This window comes from Streptomyces sp. NPDC057702 (genome assembly GCF_042799315.1).
Lineage (GTDB): Bacteria > Actinomycetota > Actinomycetes > Streptomycetales > Streptomycetaceae > Streptomyces.
The window spans coordinates 80,603-95,945 of sequence record NZ_JBHVJC010000021.1; the positions used below are offsets into that span (position 1 = coordinate 80,603).

Sequence of the window (15,343 nt, forward strand, 5' to 3'; positions counted from 1 at the left end):
GCCCGCGGGAACTTCCACGCTGGTCGGCCAACGGTCGCAGGGAGCGGCAAAAGCCCGGTCAAGGGTCGTGAAACGCGCAGGTAGAAACACCTTTTCGCGGCACGCCCGATTCGCCTGTGGTTCCACTGGAGCTTGGATGATCCACAAACGCCGGTCATCGAACAATGTCTTGCGCGCACCCTACTAGGTCGTGTGTAGCAACTCCGAACCGGGGGGTGTGCTACGGAGTTCGGGCAGGTCAACGGGGTGTCGCGGCCACCGCCTCGCCACCGGGTCGAGCCCTGGTCCAAGGGAGAGCGAAGGCCCCGGCAGCACGCGGGCGCGCTGGCGGGGCCCGGGCTCCCGCGCGGGGTGGCGGGCCCGCGGTGGGCGGCCTTGACCGGTCGTTAGCCGGCGCGGGAGAGCAGCCGCTCGGCCGCCAACTCACCCGACTGCACGGCCGCCTCGCTGGAGGGCCGCTGGTAGACCCAGTCGCCCGCGTACTCCACCGCACGGGCCGCGCGACCGACGAAGGCGCTCTGCAGCCGCAGGGCCTGCGGTGACGCCTCCGGCGACGCGTACGGGAAGCGGTGGACGAACGCCTGCCGCAGCGCCGCGCCCAGACCCGGCGCGTACCGCTCGGCCCGCGACACCAGCGCCGCGAGCACCTCCTCGTCGGGCGCGTCGAGCAACTCCCGCGTCGCCCGCCGCGCGGTGAGGATGCTGACCAGGCCACGGCCGGCCGGAGCGCGGTTGGCGGCCTTGGCGTGCTCGAACGTGACCCCGCTGACGTAGCCGTCCTCCACCTCCGGTACCAGCACGGCGTACACCCCGGGCGTGCCGCGCCGCCGCGGCGGCAGCAGCGGGCGGTCCACCAGACAGGTGATCCGCATCATCGGCGTGTACGAGGCCGCCCGCAGGAAGGGGGTCTCGTCGGCGGGGGCGTTTGGCCGCAACCTGGCCGCCAGCGGCGCTGGCACGGCCAGCACCACCTCACGGGCCGTCAGGGTCTGCCCGTCGGCGAAGACGAGGGTCACCCCGGCGTCGGTGTCCTTGACCTCGGTGACGGCGCGCTCGGTGCGCACGTCGAGGCGGTCGGCGACCGCGCGGGCCAGCGCGTCCATGCCGTCCCGGTAGGTGCGCCAGCCCAGCAGGCCGCGTGTGGAGAGCATCGTGGACACCAGCGGACCCGCGCACGAGCGGTGCGGGTCCCACGCCCAGGCGGTGGCCACCGCCGGTTGCAGTACGTAGTCGTACAGCTCGCGGTCGCGGCCCGTGGCGAGGCTGGCCACCGACCGGGTGCCCAGCGGGCTGTGCCCCGGGTGACGGGTGTCGAAGCCACCGGCGGAGCCGGCGATCTCGCCGACCAGCGAACTGAGGGCCATCCGCCCGCCGAGTGAGAGCCCCGAGCCGCTGAGCGCGCCGAACCAGTGCCCGGTGCCGGCGTGCGCGCGCCCGTCCCGCCACACCCCGGCCAGGCTGGTCACCTTCTGGACGCCGCCGTCGCGGTCGAGCCCGACGGACCTGACGAGCCGCCAGGTCGCGTCGTACCCGGCCGCCGCGAGCGTCTCGGTGCCCTCCTCGACGATCCAGCCGTCCACCCGACGGGCCTTCATCCGCCCGCCGACCGCCTCCTGGGACTCGAAGACGACCGGCCGGCGGCCGGCCTCCTGCAGCCGGTAGGCCGCGGTGAGGCCGGAGATCCCCGCACCCACGACGGCGACGTCCACATCGGCCAGGTCCTGCGCCATGCCGTTCCCTTCCCCTTCGTCGTTCAGCCGCGGGCGCCCGGTGGTGCCCCGCGTTTCCTCGCGCCCGCACGGGGCGCCCCGATCCCGCGCCCGGTCAGGTCCAGCGCCCGCTGCCGTACGCGCTCGCCTCGCCCAGCAGGCGTTCGCGTAGCTCCATGCGGCGCACCTTGCCGGTGCTGGTGCGCGGGAACTCCTCCCAGGCCAGCAGGCGCGGGTCGGCCATCCGTGGCAGGTCGGCGGTGGCCCGCTCCCAGGCCGCCTGGTCCCAGGAGCCGTCCCGGGTGCACACCACCGGCAGCGGCAGCTCGCCCGGCACCCCGATCACCGCCGCCTCGGTGAGGCGCGGCAGCCGGTCGGCCAGCACGTCCTCCAGCTCGATGCAGCTCATCCCGGGGATCACGTCGACCTCCCGGTCCAGCAGCCGAAACGCCCCGCTCCTGCCGCGCACCGCCCAGTCGCCGGTGTTCCACCACGTGCCCTCGGCCTTCAGGTGCCAGCGATCCTCCTCGCCGAGGTAGCCCACGCAGCGGCCGTGGGTACGCGAGAGCACCACGCCCGGCGTGCCGTCGGGCACCGGACGCAGCGTCCGCGGGTCGACCACCCTCATCCCCGTGAAGCCGGGGATCGGGCGGCCGACGTCGCGGATGGTGGGATGCCGGTCGCCCTGGGCCTCCAGGTCCCGACGGGCCAGCAGGCGGAAGGTCATCGGGCCCGTCTCGGACTGCCCCCACCCCTGGAGCCAGGTTGGGAAGCGTCGCTCGCTGGCTCGCAGGAAGGCGCGCACCGTCGGGGGGTGCATCGCGTCGAAGGTGCTGACGTAGACGCGCACGTCCGTGAAGACGTGGTGCCGCCGCTCCGTCAGCGGCTCCCAGCCCACGTAGGTGGCGGGCAGCGCCTCCAGGTAGGTGGGTCGGTGCCGGCGGAACATCCGCTCGGCGGTGGCCGGCTCGCCGTCGGTGAGGATCAGCGCGTTCCTGGGTTCGAGCCGCAACGTGCCCGCGCTCCAGGTGATCATCCGCATGTGGTTGTACGCGATGGCGGTGGCCACCGTGTCACGGTGCTTCATCCCGACGATGGGCCACGGCAACGACTCGGTGCGGCTGAGGTGCCCCATGATCGTGTCGGCCGAGTGCACGACCAGCTTCGGTACGCCGGTGGTGCCCGAGGTGTGGGTGGCCACCATCGGTTCGTACGAGGCGGCGCGTACGGTGCCCGGCACCCGCGCCCCACGGAACTCGTCCACATGCGTCGCGCCCTCGACGGGACCGTCGATGGTCACCACCCGGGGGGCGAACGCGGTGATGTCGACGCCGGCCGCCGCGGCGCCGCGCACGATCGCCCCCGTGGTGACCAGCACCCGCGCGTCCGCCCGCTTGAGCACCGTCTGGAGCGTGTCCGGCGGCAGCGAACCGGCCACCAGCACCGGCAGCGCGCCGATCCGCGCGGCGGCGGCGGCCAACAGCAGGTAGTCCCAGTGGTTGTCCTTGGCGATCGCCACCCGCGAGCCGGCTCGCGCCCCCGCCTCGTACAGCCACGCCGACGCCTCCGCCACCAGGTCGGCGAGCTGCCCCACGGTGTACTCCGCCCCCCGCTCGGGGGCGATGTCGAAGGGCCTGCTCAGGTGGAAGCGCGTGCGCCGGCCCCGTTCCGCGTGGCTCTCAAACAGCGAACCCAGGCCGGAGGGCCTGCTCTTGCCACTCATGACTCTCCCGTTAGTGAATGAGGTTGACCAGGATCAGGCAGGCGACCCCGGTACGGAACGCCAGGACCCCGCGCCGGCGGGCCAGCAGCGCGTCGCCGTCGCGGACGAAGCAGACGTACTGCCGCACCCGCAGGGCGGTCAGGGGCAGCATCGCCAGCGCGAACCACCACGGCGCCCAGCCGACCGCCGCCGCCGTCCCGGCCAGCAGCACGTCCACGGCGCTCAGCGCGCCGATGAAGCGGCGGTTGCCCCGCTCCGAGGCGCGCACGGCCACCGTGCTGCGCCCCACCGCCGCGTCACCCTCGATGTCCTTGGTGTTGGAGTACGCGGAGACCAGGATCTGCCACAGCCCGAACAGCACGCCCTCCACGAGCAGCAGCGCGGGCAGGTCACCGGCGACGAACCCGTACGGCGCGAGGACGATGGCCATCGGGCAGCCCGCGATGAGGAGTTCGCCCAGCCCCCGGTAGCTGAGCTTGAGCCCCCACGAGTACTGCCAGCTGGAGACGAGGACCAGGCCCGTGACGACCAGCGCCCACAGCGGTCGGTGTGCGGCGGCGGTGGCCGAGAGCGACCAGAACAGCGCGCCCCAGGCCAACGAGAGGTAGCCGAACCACTGGGCCTGGCGCAGCCGTAGCGCCCCCGTCAGCAGTGGCTTGCGCTGGAGCGGGCGTAGTTCGGTGCCGTCCTCGCTGAGGTAGTTCGCCGCGTCGCTGCCGTCCTGGTACCCGTTGACGTCGTCGAAGGCCATCACGGCCGAGACCACGCCGATCTCACCGAGCAGGAAGAGCCCGAGGGTGAGCAGGCTGTCACCGGCGAACCGGGAGCCCGCCGCCAGCGCCGAGAGGACCACCAGGACGCTGAGGTAGTAGTCGAGGACGAACTCGAACTTGGCCAGGCGGGCGAAGGCCGACAGATGCGAGGCGAGCCCCCGGGCCGGCGAACCGGAGCCGGGCGCGCCCTGGGCGCGCCGGGCTCCGGCGGCGGTGATCGCGTTCATGGACGGCCCGCCGAGCCTCAGCCGACCGTGAGCAGCTTGTCGGCTGCCCGGATGCCCGAGAGCATCGCGGCCTCCGAGATCGGCGAGGTGAAGTAGTCGCCGGCGAAGACCACGGGGGCGTGCTGGAGTCGGATGACGCGGGCCGACTTGCGGTAGCGCCCCGGCTCGGGCACGGGCATGGCCAGCGGGCGCTCGGCGATCTCGAACGGCTCGGCGTCGGCGGGGAAGTCCGGCCACAGCGAGGTGACCAGGCGTGAGGTCTCCGCGAACTGCTCCTCGGTGGAGAGCTTGAGCAGCCGGCGGGTGGCCGCGCGGCCCGGGTAGACGAAGGCCAGGTGCTTGTCGACCGGGCGTCCCTTCGCGTCCCGCACCTGCCGAGGGAAGGTAATGATCGTCTTGACCGGCGGGTCCTGGGCGCCGGCGGCGACGATGTGCGCCTCGGAGGGCATGCTGGAGAAGTCCACCAGGTACGACACCGACAGCGCGGGCTCGTACTTCTGGGTGGCCAGGAAGTCCCGGGTGTCCTCGCCGACGATCTGCCGCGGCAGCGCGGCGGTCAGCTTGGCGGCGACCGGGGCCGGGGTGGCGACCACGACGTCGTCGAAGACCTCCTCGCTGAGCGTGCCCTCGGCGTCCCGGGCGGTGATCCGCACCTGCCCGTCGCCGACCTGGAGGTCGGTCACCTCGCTCTCCAGGCGGATGTCGGCGCCCTCCGCGTTCCTCTCGGCGATCACCTCCATGCCGCCCTTGAAGACGTAGAACTTGGCGCCGGCGATCTGTGCCTGCATGGCCCGTACGTGCGCGGCGGAGATGTCCTCGCAGCGCCACAGCCAGAACGACTCGATCTCCGGGCGCAGCAGATTGTCGAAACCACGCTGCGACATGCTCCTGCGGGCGTACTCCGCCGCATTCGTGCCGTCGTCGTACTTGGCCAGCTTCACCGGGTCGAAAAGGTCGAGTTCCTTGCGCTTCAGCGTTTCCCGGAGCGTCGCGGTAAGGAATCCGATACGGTCGCCGAGTTTTACGTGGGGGAAGGTGAAGAGGCTCTTCATCGAGTCGGAGAGAAGCTCGGCCGGCTTTCCGTTGTCCACCACGATGACGTTGTTGGACATTTCCGTGAGCTGGTCCTCTAGACCGTACTCGTGGATACGTTCGAACATGATCTTGTAGAAGCTCGTAAACCACAGGTTGACGCCGACGTCGGGCTCGATCTCCGGACGGTGCCAGGACCGCGCGCGCCCACCGAGTCCGGCGGTGGTCTCGTAGACGACCACCTCGCGCCCGTTCTTCAGCAGCTCCTTAGCGGCGGCGCAGCCAGCCATACCACCGCCGACGACGGCAGTCCTCTTACGTCGAGCCATGCGTGTCGCACCTCCACAGAACAGGGTTGCTTCCGAGCTCTCGGAAAACGTAAATCCGTACGGAGGAGCGATAAATAGCAGGCACGGGACAAGAGTTGGTAAGCAGACTCTTGCCATGACCGAGAAACGGTCGCGCGCGCTGGCGTGGGAGTAGCCTGACCCCCCACGTACACCAGCCGACCGTGCCCCCAATGAAGGGTTACGTCAGATGTTCGCCTCTCTGGCCCGCTTCACGTCCGGTCGTAGCAGACTGGTGCTGTATCTGTCCGGAGTTCTGTTCGTCATCGCGGGAGCGCTGGGTGGCGGAGTCATCTCCAAGCTGTCGGCGGGCGGCTTCATCGACAGTTCCACGGAATCGGCGAGGACCGCCGAGATCATGGACGAACGCTTCCACGCGGGCGCCCCCAACCTCACGTTGCTGATCACCGACAAACGGGGTGTGGACGCGCCGGAGGTGACCGCGGCGGGCCGCGACATCACCACCAGGCTGGGCCAGGAGAAGAACGTCGAGCAGGCCGTTTCCTACTGGTCGCTGGGCGGGGCCGAACCGCTGCGCGGCAAGGACGGGAACCGCGCCCTGGTGCTGGCCCGGATCAACGGTGACGAGGACCAGGTCCAGGACCGGTTCGAGCGGCTGGAGTCGCGCTACCAGGGCGAGATCGACGGCGTCGACGTCCGGATCGGCGGCAGCGCGCTGGCCAACAAGGAGATCGTCGAGACGACCGAGAAGGACCTCCTCAAGATCGAGATGGTCACCTTCCCGATCCTGTTCGTCGTCATGCTCTTCGTCTTCCGCAGCCTGGTCGCCGCCCTGGTGCCGCTGCTGGTGAGCGTGCTGACCATCGTCTCGGTGCTGCTGACGCTGCGCGTCCTGACCCTGTTCACCGAGGTCTCGGTGCTGGCCACCAACGTCGCCACCGGTCTGGGTCTCGGCCTGGCCATCGACTACAGCCTCATCCTGATCAAGCGCTACCGCGAGGAGTTGGCGAAGGGCGCCGAACCCGACGGGGCGATCGCCCTCGCGCTGCGCACCGCGGGCCGCACCGTCGTCTTCTCCGCGGTCACCGTCGCCCTGGCCCTGGCCGCACTGCTGGTCTTCCCGTTCTACTTCCTGCGCTCCTTCGCCTACGCCGGCATCCCGACCGCGTTGCTGGCCGCCGCCGTCTCGGTGACCTTCCTGCCCGCCCTCCTCAAGGCGCTCGGGCACCGGATCGAGAAGGGCCGGGTGGGGCGGCGGAAGCCGCCGGTGGAGGAGGCCGCGGCGCACGGCGGGGAGGTCGAGGGCTTCTGGCACCGGCTCGCCCTGACCGTCATGCGCTTCCCGGTGCCGGTGGCCACGGCCGTCATCGCCCTGCTGCTCTTTCTCGGGGCACCGTTCCTGGACCTGAGGATGAGCCTGGCCGACGAGCGTGTGCTGCCCTCCCACACCCACTCGCGCGAGGTCGGGGAGACCATTCGAGCCAATTTCCGGGCCCAGGAGACGCAGGCGCTCAACGTGGTGCTCGATGACACGCCGGCCAGGGGCGAGCGCGACGTCGCCGGTTACGCCCGCGACCTGTCCGACCTGGAGAACGTGGCCCGCGTCGACACGGAGGTCGGCACCTTCGCGGGCGGCCGGCAGGTCGCCCCGCCGACTCCGGCGGCGGCGCGGTTCGGCGTCGCCGACAGCACCTACCTCTCGGTCGTACCGCAGAGCCAGTCGCTGTCCGAGAAGGGCCGCCAGCTGGTCAAGGACGTCCGCGCCGTCGACGCCCCGTACCCGGTGAGCGTGGGTGGGCCGGCCGCCGAGCTGGAGGACTCCATCACCTCGATGAACGACCGGCTGCCGCTCGCCCTCGTGGTGATCGCGCTCAGCTCGTTCGTCGTGCTGTTCCTGTTCACCGGCAGCGTCGTGTTGCCACTGAAGGCCCTGGTGCTCAACTGCCTGAGCCTGAGCGCCACCCTCGGCGTGCTGGTCTGGGGCTTCCAGAACGGCCACCTGGAGGGCCTGGTAGGCGACTTCGTCGTCACCGACTCCATCACCTGGACGGTGCCGGTGCTGCTGTTCTGCATCGCGTTCGGCCTATCCATGGACTACGAGGTCTTCCTGCTCTCCCGGATCAAGGAGGAGTACCAGCTCACCGGTGACAACACCCGGGCCGTGGCCCGCGGTCTGGAGCGCACCGGCTCGACCGTCACCGCCGCCGCGCTGCTGATCGCCATCGTCTTCCTGGGCTTCGTGATCTCCGGCATCGTCTACCTCAAGGCGATCGGTGTCGGACTGGCCATCGCGGTGCTGATGGACGCCACGCTGGTGCGGGGCGCGCTGGTGCCCGCGTTCATGCGGCTGGCCGGCCGCGCCAACTGGTGGGCCCCGGGCCCGCTGCGCGCGCTGCACGACAGGATCGGCCTCAGCGAGGGCGAGGGGGACGCGCACACCCCGCGCGGCGCGGCGCCCCGTCGCAGCCCGGAGTCGGTGGGCCGGGACTGACGTACGCCACGTGCGCGGGTGGGGCCGGCGGCCGGCCGGTCCCACCCGCGCACGGTCGTCACACTCGGGTGGGGCCCGCCCTGCCCGCGCACGGACGTCCCGGTCGGGGCCGCCGTGAGCGGTCAGGGGGCGCGGGGGTGGCTCAGCGCTTCGCGTCGCCCACGTACAACAGGCGGTTGGGTGAGCCCTTGCCGATGCCGGTGAGCTGCCCCTGGGTGGCCGTGGAGGCGATCAGCCTCTTCGCCTCGGCCATGGTCAGGTGCGGGTTGTCGCGCCGGGCGACGGCCACGGTGCCGGCCGCCAGTGGAGCGGCGAACGACGTGCCGTTCCACCCCTTGAGCACCTCGGTGTCGCTGCCCTGACCCGCGCCCGAGACTCCCGCGCCGGGGGCGAAGGCGGTCAGGCACGACCCGTAACTGGACGGGTTGGCACCGGTGTTGCGCGCGTCCTTCCTGGTGGTGGCGCCCATAGTGATCGCGCGCGGGTCCTTGGGCGAGTTCTGGCAGTCGCCCTTGCCGAAGTTGCCCGCGATGAACACCACGATCAGACCCTTGTCGATCATGGCCTTGGCCGCGTCGTCCATGGCCCGGTCGGTGACCCCGTCCGCGCTCTGGATGCTCATGTTGACCACCGACGAGGCGGGCGCGTTCTTGGTCGTCCAGTTCATCCCGTCGAGGATCTCCTCGGTGGTGGCGCTGTTGTCGCAGCCCAGGATGCGGACGGCGCGTATGGTCGCCTTCTTCGCCACGCCGTAGGTCCGGCCCGCGATGTGGCTGGCCACGAAGGTGCCGTGGCCGGCGCAGTCGGCGGTGCCGTTGCCGTCCTTGATGGCCGAGTAGACGCCCGACGCCCGCCCCTCGAACTCCTTGTGGCTGGCCCGTATGCCCGAGTCCAGCACGTACACCGGGACCCCGGAGGCGTCGCCGGTAGCGGCGTACGTCGTGTTCAGCGGCAGCTCGCGCTGGTCGATCCGGTCCAGGTGCCAGGGGGCGGAGCGTTGGATCGCCGGGGCCGACCGGGCGGGCGGCGTCGACTCCTGGCGGTGTACGCGGACGGGCTGGACGTAGGCCACCGACGGGTCCTGCCGCACCCGGTCCAGGGCGGTGGCGGGCAGGTCGGCCGAGAAGCCGCGGAACGTGGCGGTGTACGAATGGCGCACCGTGCCGCCCGCCTCCCGGGCCGTGGTCGCGGGCCCGGCCAGTGTCCTGGCGGCCGGGGTACGGGCGTCGCCCGCCGATGGCCTGAGCACGACGATGTAGCGGCCCTCGACCGCGTCGGTCCCCGCGGCCTGGAGCGGCGCCAGGCGATCGGGCGGGGCGGGCGCGGCGCTGGCCGGCCAGGCGAGGACGGTGCCGCCGGTGGCGACCAGGGCAAGAGCCAGGGATGCGGCCAGGGTTGATCTCGCCATGACGGGTGTCTCCTGTGAGGGTGGTGGGCCGCGGTGGCACGACCGCGGGGTGGGGCGGCATGAGGTCGGGGACGGTCGGGGTGCCGAAGCGGACGACGGCGCCACGACGCGTGCGGGGCACTGGTGGGGCCGATGGTGTCGAACTCGTGGCCTAAGAACAAGGAACGGTCGGCAACCTTGTTCGATCTCCGTGCGCGGTGTGCTCCATGTCCGACAAAGGCTTGATATGAGGGGCCGGGGTGGGTGAGGGGCGCGCTGTCGCCGGAGCGTGCCGGCTCGACGCTGCTGCGCTCCGGCACCCGGCTCCGCGCGCGACCTCGCCCAGGACTTCGGACACCCGCTGACGACGCGCGGCTGGCACCACCTGAAGGACGGCGTGCGCACCGGTGAGCGGGGCTTCGACAAGGAGTGCGGCACGGACTTCTCCGGCTACCTCGCCACCCAGCCGGAGCTCTCCCACCAGAGCGAATCCGCCATGAGCCAGGCCCCCCGACTGACCGCCACCCACCTCGCAGACCAGGATGACTTCGGCGACTTCCCGCACGTCATGGACGCCGGCGGCGGGGACGGCACGCTGCTCACAGCGGTACTGACACGCTTCCCCGAGCTGTGTGGCAGCCTCTACGCCACGGCCGAGGGGCTCGCCCAGGCACCGGACCGGCTCGCCGTGGCGGGTCTGACCGAGCGGTGCGCGCCGCGGGTCGGTGACTTCATCGCCTCGGTGCCGGCCGGCGCCGACCTCGACCCGGCCACGAGCGTCCCGCACGACTGGAGCGGCGAGGACTGTGTGGGCATCCTGCGCCACTGTCGCGCGGCGCTGCCCGTGCTCGGGCGGATGCTCGTCGTGGAACCCCTCCTGCCGTCCCTGGTGGACCCACGGATCGCGGGCCGGTACCTCGGTGACCTGAACATGCTGGTCAACGTGGGCGGCAGGGAACGCACCCGGGAGGACGTCACCGAGCTGTGCGCCAACGCCGGACTCGCCGTGACCTCGGTGACCGCGCTGCCGGCCCCACCGCCCTCTCGCTGATCGAGGCGGCGCCGGCGCGACCGCGCGCCCCGCCCCGACGGCCGTGCGCGGGGCGGCCGTGGGTGGCTACATGGGTTCCTCGCGGACCACCGTGTGTGGCTCGCGGTCCTCCCGCAGGCCCAGGAAGCGTGGATGGCGCAGCATGCCGTCCCGGGTCCACTCGGTGAAGGCGACCTGTGCCACCAGCGCCGGCCGCACCCAGTGAACCCGAGGCTCACGCACCGCGTCGGCGAACGGCGACGCGTCGCTGGCCAGCTCGTCCAGCCGGGACCGCAGGCGGCCCAGCGTGACCTCGGTGAACCCGGTGCCGACCTTGCCGGCGTAGCGCAACCGCCCCCGCGCGTAGTGACCGAGCAGCAACGCCCCGAACCCGCCCCGACCACCCGAGGGCTCGGTGAAACCCCCGATGACGAACTCCTGGCCCCGCGCACACCTCAACTTCAGCCAATCGGGTGAACGGCGCGGCAGGTAGCGACCTTGGGCGCGCTTGGCGATCAGCCCCTCCCAGCCGCGATCGCACGCCTGGTCCAGCAGCTCCTGACCGCCCCTGTTGCGGTGCGGGGTCATCCGCAGCGGCTCTCGGTAGGTCAGGGCCCGGCGCAGCAGGGACTTGCGGGACCGCAGGGGAAGCCCCGTGGTCTGGTAGCCCTCCAGCGCCAGCAGGTCGAACAGGTAGTACGTCACGGCGACGCCGGTGGCCCGAGCGCGGCGCGGATCGGTCAGGCCCATCCGCCGCTGCAACCGCGCGAAGTCGGTGCGCCCCCGCGTGAGCGCGACGATCTCGCCATCCACGGTGAAGTCCGCGCACGGCTGCGAGGCGAGCGCCTCGACCAGTTCGGGATACGTGGAGTTCAGGAGCTGCCCCCGGCGTGAGAGCAGCCGCACCGGTTCCCGGTCGCCCGGCCCGCGCACGGCCAGGGCCCGCACCCCGTCGAGCTTGCGCTCGAAGATCCAGTCGCCGTCGAACACCCGCCGGTCACTGAGCCGCGCGAGCATCGGCCCCGCCGCCAGCTCCACGCCCGGCGGCGCGACCGTCAACAGCCGCCGCTGTGCGGCCGGCAGCCCGGCCAGCAGGTCACTCACGGGCCGAGGCCCCCGCCGGCCGACGCCCCCACCGGTGGACCGCTCCTGGAAGGCCAGCCGGCCCGGGGCCGGGGGAGCGCGCCGCCGACCTCCCGCCAGGAGCCGGAGTGGGAGGGAGCCCCACGTCCCCGCCGGGCGCCAGGCCGCGCCGGGTCCCGGGCGCGACATGCGGAGCCCGCCCGCCGACCCCGTCGACCGCGCCGCACCAGGGCTCGGGCTCCCGGCGGTCGACGTGTGGACGGTGGGGATACGCCTCAGGCCGGTTGTCGCGACACATGGGCTCGCCCTAGGCGGGCAGCGCGGGCCCGCCGCCCTCGGGCCCGGCACCGGTCAGTTGTCGGCGCGCCGCGCGCAGCGCCGCCTCGATCTCGCGGGTTCCGGTCGTCACACACAGGGTGTAGGCCACATCGTCCATCCGCCGGCGCTCGCGGGTGCCACCGGCGGCGCCGGAGCGCCGGCGCAACATCTCGTACCGGTCGACGAGTTCGCGCAGCACCGAGGGGTGAGCTATCAGCATCGAGGGTCTCCTTCCGCCACCCGCGCCGCCCACGGCGCGCGGGGCGGCCCCGAGTGGCTGGTTCTGTCGCCCATGATGCGCGGCGACAGGCGGCCCCGCACGGCGGGAGCGAACCCCCGTGCGGGGCCGGGTCGCGCGGCGGGCGGGGCGGGAGCAGCTGGGCACCGGCCCCGGTCCTCGGCCGGCGCGGTTATCCCGGGTGCTCCGGGACCTCGGGTTCGTCATGCGGTCGCTTTCCCACCGGGGCGTCCTCGGCGGGCGGTGGCCTGCCCGCTGAGTCGGTGTCCGCCTCCGGCACCTCGACGGTCGGCGGGAGGTCCGGCGTCACCTGGGTCTCGTCCGGCTCCTTGGGCTCCACCTGCTCCGGTCGCTCCGGCCGGCGCGGTTGGTCGGCCCCTGTGGGTTCCTGCTGGTCTGAGCTACGCATGGACAGCGGGTACCCGAGGAAGCCGCGTCGACTCCTGGCCCCGCCTCCCAGCCTCCGCGCACGGCGCTCGCGGCGCCGGCCGACCCTCCCCGAGGCGGGCCGGCCGTGCTGGACGCGTGACCAGGGGCCCGCAGTGCGAGAGCCCGGGTGCGCGAGCGCGGCCCGGACGCCACGCTGTACGGCTGAGCCAGGCTGTACGGTCGCGTGTCCGTCAGGCAGGTCGGGTCGTGTGCGGCGCCATCCGGGACGGCGCTGACCGTCAGGGCGCCGCACGGCCCGCCCGACCACCGGGTACGTCCACCTCACCGACGTCCCGCCCCTCGCGTGGCAGGCGATGGCCGTCGCACCCGCCGCCCCGGCGAGCTCGTCGCCAGGCCCCCGCGCTCGCCACCAGAGGCGAAGGCCCCTCCCCTGGCGGCTGACCTGGCCGGGGGAGAGGCGACTTCAGCGTTCCGGCGCGAGCGTGACCGCCAGCGCGGCATGCGTGTCCGCGCTGGCTCCCCGCTCGAAGGCCTCCTCGTACGCCCGGTCGCCGGCGGCGGCCCGCGCCGCGCGCTCGAACTCGTCACGCACCGCCCGCACCTCCAGTGTGCCGCGCTCCGCGTCGCCGACCGTGCGCCAGTACGCCTGGCCCAACCCGTAGACCAGCGCGGCGCGCGTGCCGTCGCCCTGGGCCGCGATCGAGGCCGCCAGCAGGTCGAGCCCCAGGGCGATGCCGAAGCTGTCGCCCATCTGCTCCTTGCCCAGCAGCATCGCCTTGGCGTGCTCGGCCGCCTCCCGTGGCCGGTTGGACAACAGGGCTATCAGGGCGAGCTGGTGCTCCACGTACGCCCGGGTCCAGTGCTCGCCGATCTCCGTGCACCCATCCCGCAGCCGCAGTGCCTCCTTACGCGCCTCGGTCAGCCTGCCCAGCGCCGTCAGCGCGAAGACGTGCGCCAGGTGGCAGCGCAGCCGGGAGGCCGAGTCGAAGGGCTGGCCGGGGATGCTGGCCAGCGCGCGGCCGGTCAGCACCCGCGCGGTCAGCGGCTCGCCACGCAGCAGCGAGTTGAGCCCCGCGAGATAGGCGGCCGCCAACCGGGCTTCCTCGTCACGGCTCTCCCGGGCCGCGCGCGCGCACTGGTCGCTCAGCTCGCGCGCGGCCGTGTACTCGCCCTGGAGCGTGAGGGCCACACCCAGCGCCCACAGGCCGCGCGTGCGCTCGGGGCTGGGTGCCTGGCACAGCGCCAGGGCGCGCTCCAGGAAGCTGCGCGCCTCGCGCAGATGTCCGCAACAGCTCCAGAAGTAGCCCACCAGACCCGCCAGTTCCAGCGCCCGGATCGGCCGGGTGGCCAACAGGTGTTCCAGCGCCACGCACAGGTCCTGGTGCGCGCGGGAGATCCGGCCGTACCAGCTGACCTGGTCATAGCTCAGCCATCCGGCCTCGGCCTGGCGTGCCAGTCCCAGGAAGTGGTCGGCGTGCCGGTCCAGGAGGGCCGCCTCCTCGCCGGTCGCCCGCAGCCACTCCGCGCCGTACTCGCGCAGCGTGTCCAGCATGCGGTAGTTCTCGCCGTCCCGGCCCAGCACCGACTTCAGGTGCAGCCCGCCGAGCGCGTGGGACACGGCGTCGACCGTGAGCTGGCCGTCCGCGCACACCGCGCGCGCCACCGCCCCGTCGAACGTGCCGCGAAAGACGGACAGCCGTGCCCACAGCAGCCGTTCGGCCGCCGTGCACAGCCCGTGGCTCCAACCGATGGCCGTACGCAGCGTCTGGTGGCGCTGGGGCCACACCCGCTCCGCGTGTTCCAGCACGTCCAGGCGCGCGTCGAGCCGCTCGCGCACGTCGGTGACCGGGCGTCGGGCGACCTGCGCGGCGGCGAGCTCAAGGGCGAGCGGGATGCCCTCCAGCCGCTGGCACACGGCCCGGGCCGCCGCGTGTTCGCCGGCCGAGCCGAACGAGACCCCGGGCGCGACCGCCTCGGCCCGCTGCGTGAACAGCGCCAGCGCGTCGGGTCCGTCCGGGTCCAGCGGAGGCACCTCGACCACCCGTTCGCGCGGCAGCTCCAGCGGCTGCCTGCTGGTGACCAGCAGGGTCAGCCCGGGGGCGGTCATCAGCAGGTCGCCCAGCAAGTGCCGACACGACTCGATCAGGTGCTCGCACGAGTCGAGCACCAGCAACAGCCGCTTGTCGCCGAGCCATTCGCACAGGTCCTCCACCGGTATGCCCGGCGTGTGGTCCGACAGGTCCACCGCGTCGGAAACCGTCGCGAGCAGCAGCCGGTCGCCGTCCAGCGGTGACAGGTCGGCCCACCACACCCCGTCGGGGTAGCGCGGCGCCGCGAGCGCGGCGGCGCGCAGCGCCAGTCTCGTCTTGCCCACGCCGCCGGTACCGGTCAGCGTCACCAGTCGCTCGCTGCCCAGCGCGCCCGCCAGCCAGGTCAGTTCAGCCTCGCGTCCCACGAAGCTGGTCGTCTCTTCGGGAATGTGCCCCACCACGCGCACATTCTGTCCCAAGCCGTGCCCCGGACGGCAACCGCGTCAACGCGCTTGACGGAGTGCGGGGCCTACCCGGTGGCGTGCGGAAGTACGGGTGTGCCCCTTGGCCACGGGCCGTCCAGCATCACCTCGCGTCACGGCGA

General features: G+C 72.7%; 11 protein-coding genes. 2 read left to right on the top strand and 9 right to left on the bottom strand.

Going from position 1 to position 15,343, the window contains the following annotated elements; all coding sequences use genetic code 11:
• Window positions 1–386 precede the first annotated feature (386 nt).
• From ACFVFR_RS17855 to ACFVFR_RS17870, 4 genes are all read right to left on the bottom strand, one after another.
• Window positions 387–1,730 (bottom strand): protoporphyrinogen/coproporphyrinogen oxidase, encoded by a 1,344-nt coding sequence (locus ACFVFR_RS17855; protein ID WP_383702547.1) that lies wholly within the window; start codon window positions 1,728–1,730, stop codon window positions 387–389.
• 94 nt (window positions 1,731–1,824) lie between these two features.
• Entirely contained in the window at window positions 1,825–3,432 is a 1,608-nt protein-coding gene (locus ACFVFR_RS17860; RefSeq protein WP_383702549.1) for a class I adenylate-forming enzyme family protein, read from the bottom strand.
• Between the two features lie 10 nt (window positions 3,433–3,442).
• A complete protein-coding gene (locus tag ACFVFR_RS17865; protein ID WP_383702551.1) occupies window positions 3,443–4,432 on the bottom strand; it encodes a UbiA family prenyltransferase in 990 nt (329 codons plus the stop codon).
• A gap of 17 nt (window positions 4,433–4,449) precedes the next feature.
• Complete coding sequence (locus tag ACFVFR_RS17870; protein ID WP_383702553.1) at window positions 4,450–5,793, bottom strand: FAD-dependent oxidoreductase; 1,344 nt, start codon at window positions 5,791–5,793, stop codon at window positions 4,450–4,452.
• 208 nt (window positions 5,794–6,001) lie between these two features.
• Here ACFVFR_RS17870 and ACFVFR_RS17875 point away from each other — a divergent pair, with 208 nt between their 5' ends.
• A complete protein-coding gene (locus ACFVFR_RS17875) occupies window positions 6,002–8,263 on the top strand; it encodes an MMPL family transporter (RefSeq protein WP_383702555.1) in 2,262 nt (753 codons plus the stop codon).
• 142 nt (window positions 8,264–8,405) lie between these two features.
• Here ACFVFR_RS17875 and ACFVFR_RS17880 read toward each other — a convergent pair whose 3' ends face one another.
• Window positions 8,406–9,671 carry a S8 family peptidase gene (locus tag ACFVFR_RS17880; RefSeq protein ID WP_383702557.1) on the bottom strand — a complete coding sequence of 422 codons (1,266 nt, stop codon included), beginning with the start codon at window positions 9,669–9,671 and terminating at the stop codon, window positions 8,406–8,408.
• 268 nt (window positions 9,672–9,939) lie between these two features.
• On the opposite strand from ACFVFR_RS17880, the gene ACFVFR_RS17885 reads away from it, so the two are divergent.
• The gene (locus ACFVFR_RS17885) at window positions 9,940–10,701 is read left to right on the top strand and encodes a methyltransferase (protein ID WP_383702559.1); all 762 of its coding nucleotides are present in this window, start codon (window positions 9,940–9,942) and stop codon (window positions 10,699–10,701) included.
• 66 nt (window positions 10,702–10,767) lie between these two features.
• Here ACFVFR_RS17885 and ligD read toward each other — a convergent pair whose 3' ends face one another.
• The 4 genes from ligD to ACFVFR_RS17905 all read right to left on the bottom strand — a co-directional run bounded on the left by ligD (window position 10,768) and on the right by ACFVFR_RS17905 (window position 15,200).
• A complete protein-coding gene (gene ligD, locus ACFVFR_RS17890; RefSeq protein WP_383702561.1) occupies window positions 10,768–11,784 on the bottom strand; it encodes a non-homologous end-joining DNA ligase in 1,017 nt (338 codons plus the stop codon).
• Window positions 11,785–12,070: 286 nt separating this feature from the next.
• Complete coding sequence (locus tag ACFVFR_RS17895; protein WP_383702563.1) at window positions 12,071–12,301, bottom strand: DUF5133 domain-containing protein; 231 nt, start codon at window positions 12,299–12,301, stop codon at window positions 12,071–12,073.
• Window positions 12,302–12,491: 190 nt separating this feature from the next.
• Window positions 12,492–12,728, bottom strand: a complete 237-nt coding sequence (locus ACFVFR_RS17900) for a hypothetical protein (RefSeq protein WP_383702565.1) — start codon at window positions 12,726–12,728, stop codon at window positions 12,492–12,494.
• Between the two features lie 444 nt (window positions 12,729–13,172).
• Entirely contained in the window at window positions 13,173–15,200 is a 2,028-nt protein-coding gene (locus ACFVFR_RS17905; RefSeq protein WP_383702567.1) for an ATP-binding protein, read from the bottom strand.
• Window positions 15,201–15,343: the final 143 nt, after the last annotated feature.

Bases quoted from the DNA above. Each gene is read 5' to 3' on its own strand.
- ACFVFR_RS17855 (WP_383702547.1), bottom strand. From the start codon at position 1,730: ATGGCGCAGGACCTGGCCGATGTGGACGTCGCCGTCGTGGGTGCGGGG.
- ACFVFR_RS17860 (WP_383702549.1), bottom strand. From the start codon at position 3,432: ATGAGTGGCAAGAGCAGGCCCTCCGGCCTGGGTTCGCTGTTTGAGAGC.
- ACFVFR_RS17865 (WP_383702551.1), bottom strand. From the start codon at position 4,432: ATGAACGCGATCACCGCCGCCGGAGCCCGGCGCGCCCAGGGCGCGCCC.
- ACFVFR_RS17870 (WP_383702553.1), bottom strand. From the start codon at position 5,793: ATGGCTCGACGTAAGAGGACTGCCGTCGTCGGCGGTGGTATGGCTGGC.
- ACFVFR_RS17875 (WP_383702555.1), top strand. From the start codon at position 6,002: ATGTTCGCCTCTCTGGCCCGCTTCACGTCCGGTCGTAGCAGACTGGTG.
- ACFVFR_RS17880 (WP_383702557.1), bottom strand. From the start codon at position 9,671: ATGGCGAGATCAACCCTGGCCGCATCCCTGGCTCTTGCCCTGGTCGCC.
- ACFVFR_RS17895 (WP_383702563.1), bottom strand. From the start codon at position 12,301: ATGCTGATAGCTCACCCCTCGGTGCTGCGCGAACTCGTCGACCGGTAC.
- ACFVFR_RS17900 (WP_383702565.1), bottom strand. From the start codon at position 12,728: ATGCGTAGCTCAGACCAGCAGGAACCCACAGGGGCCGACCAACCGCGC.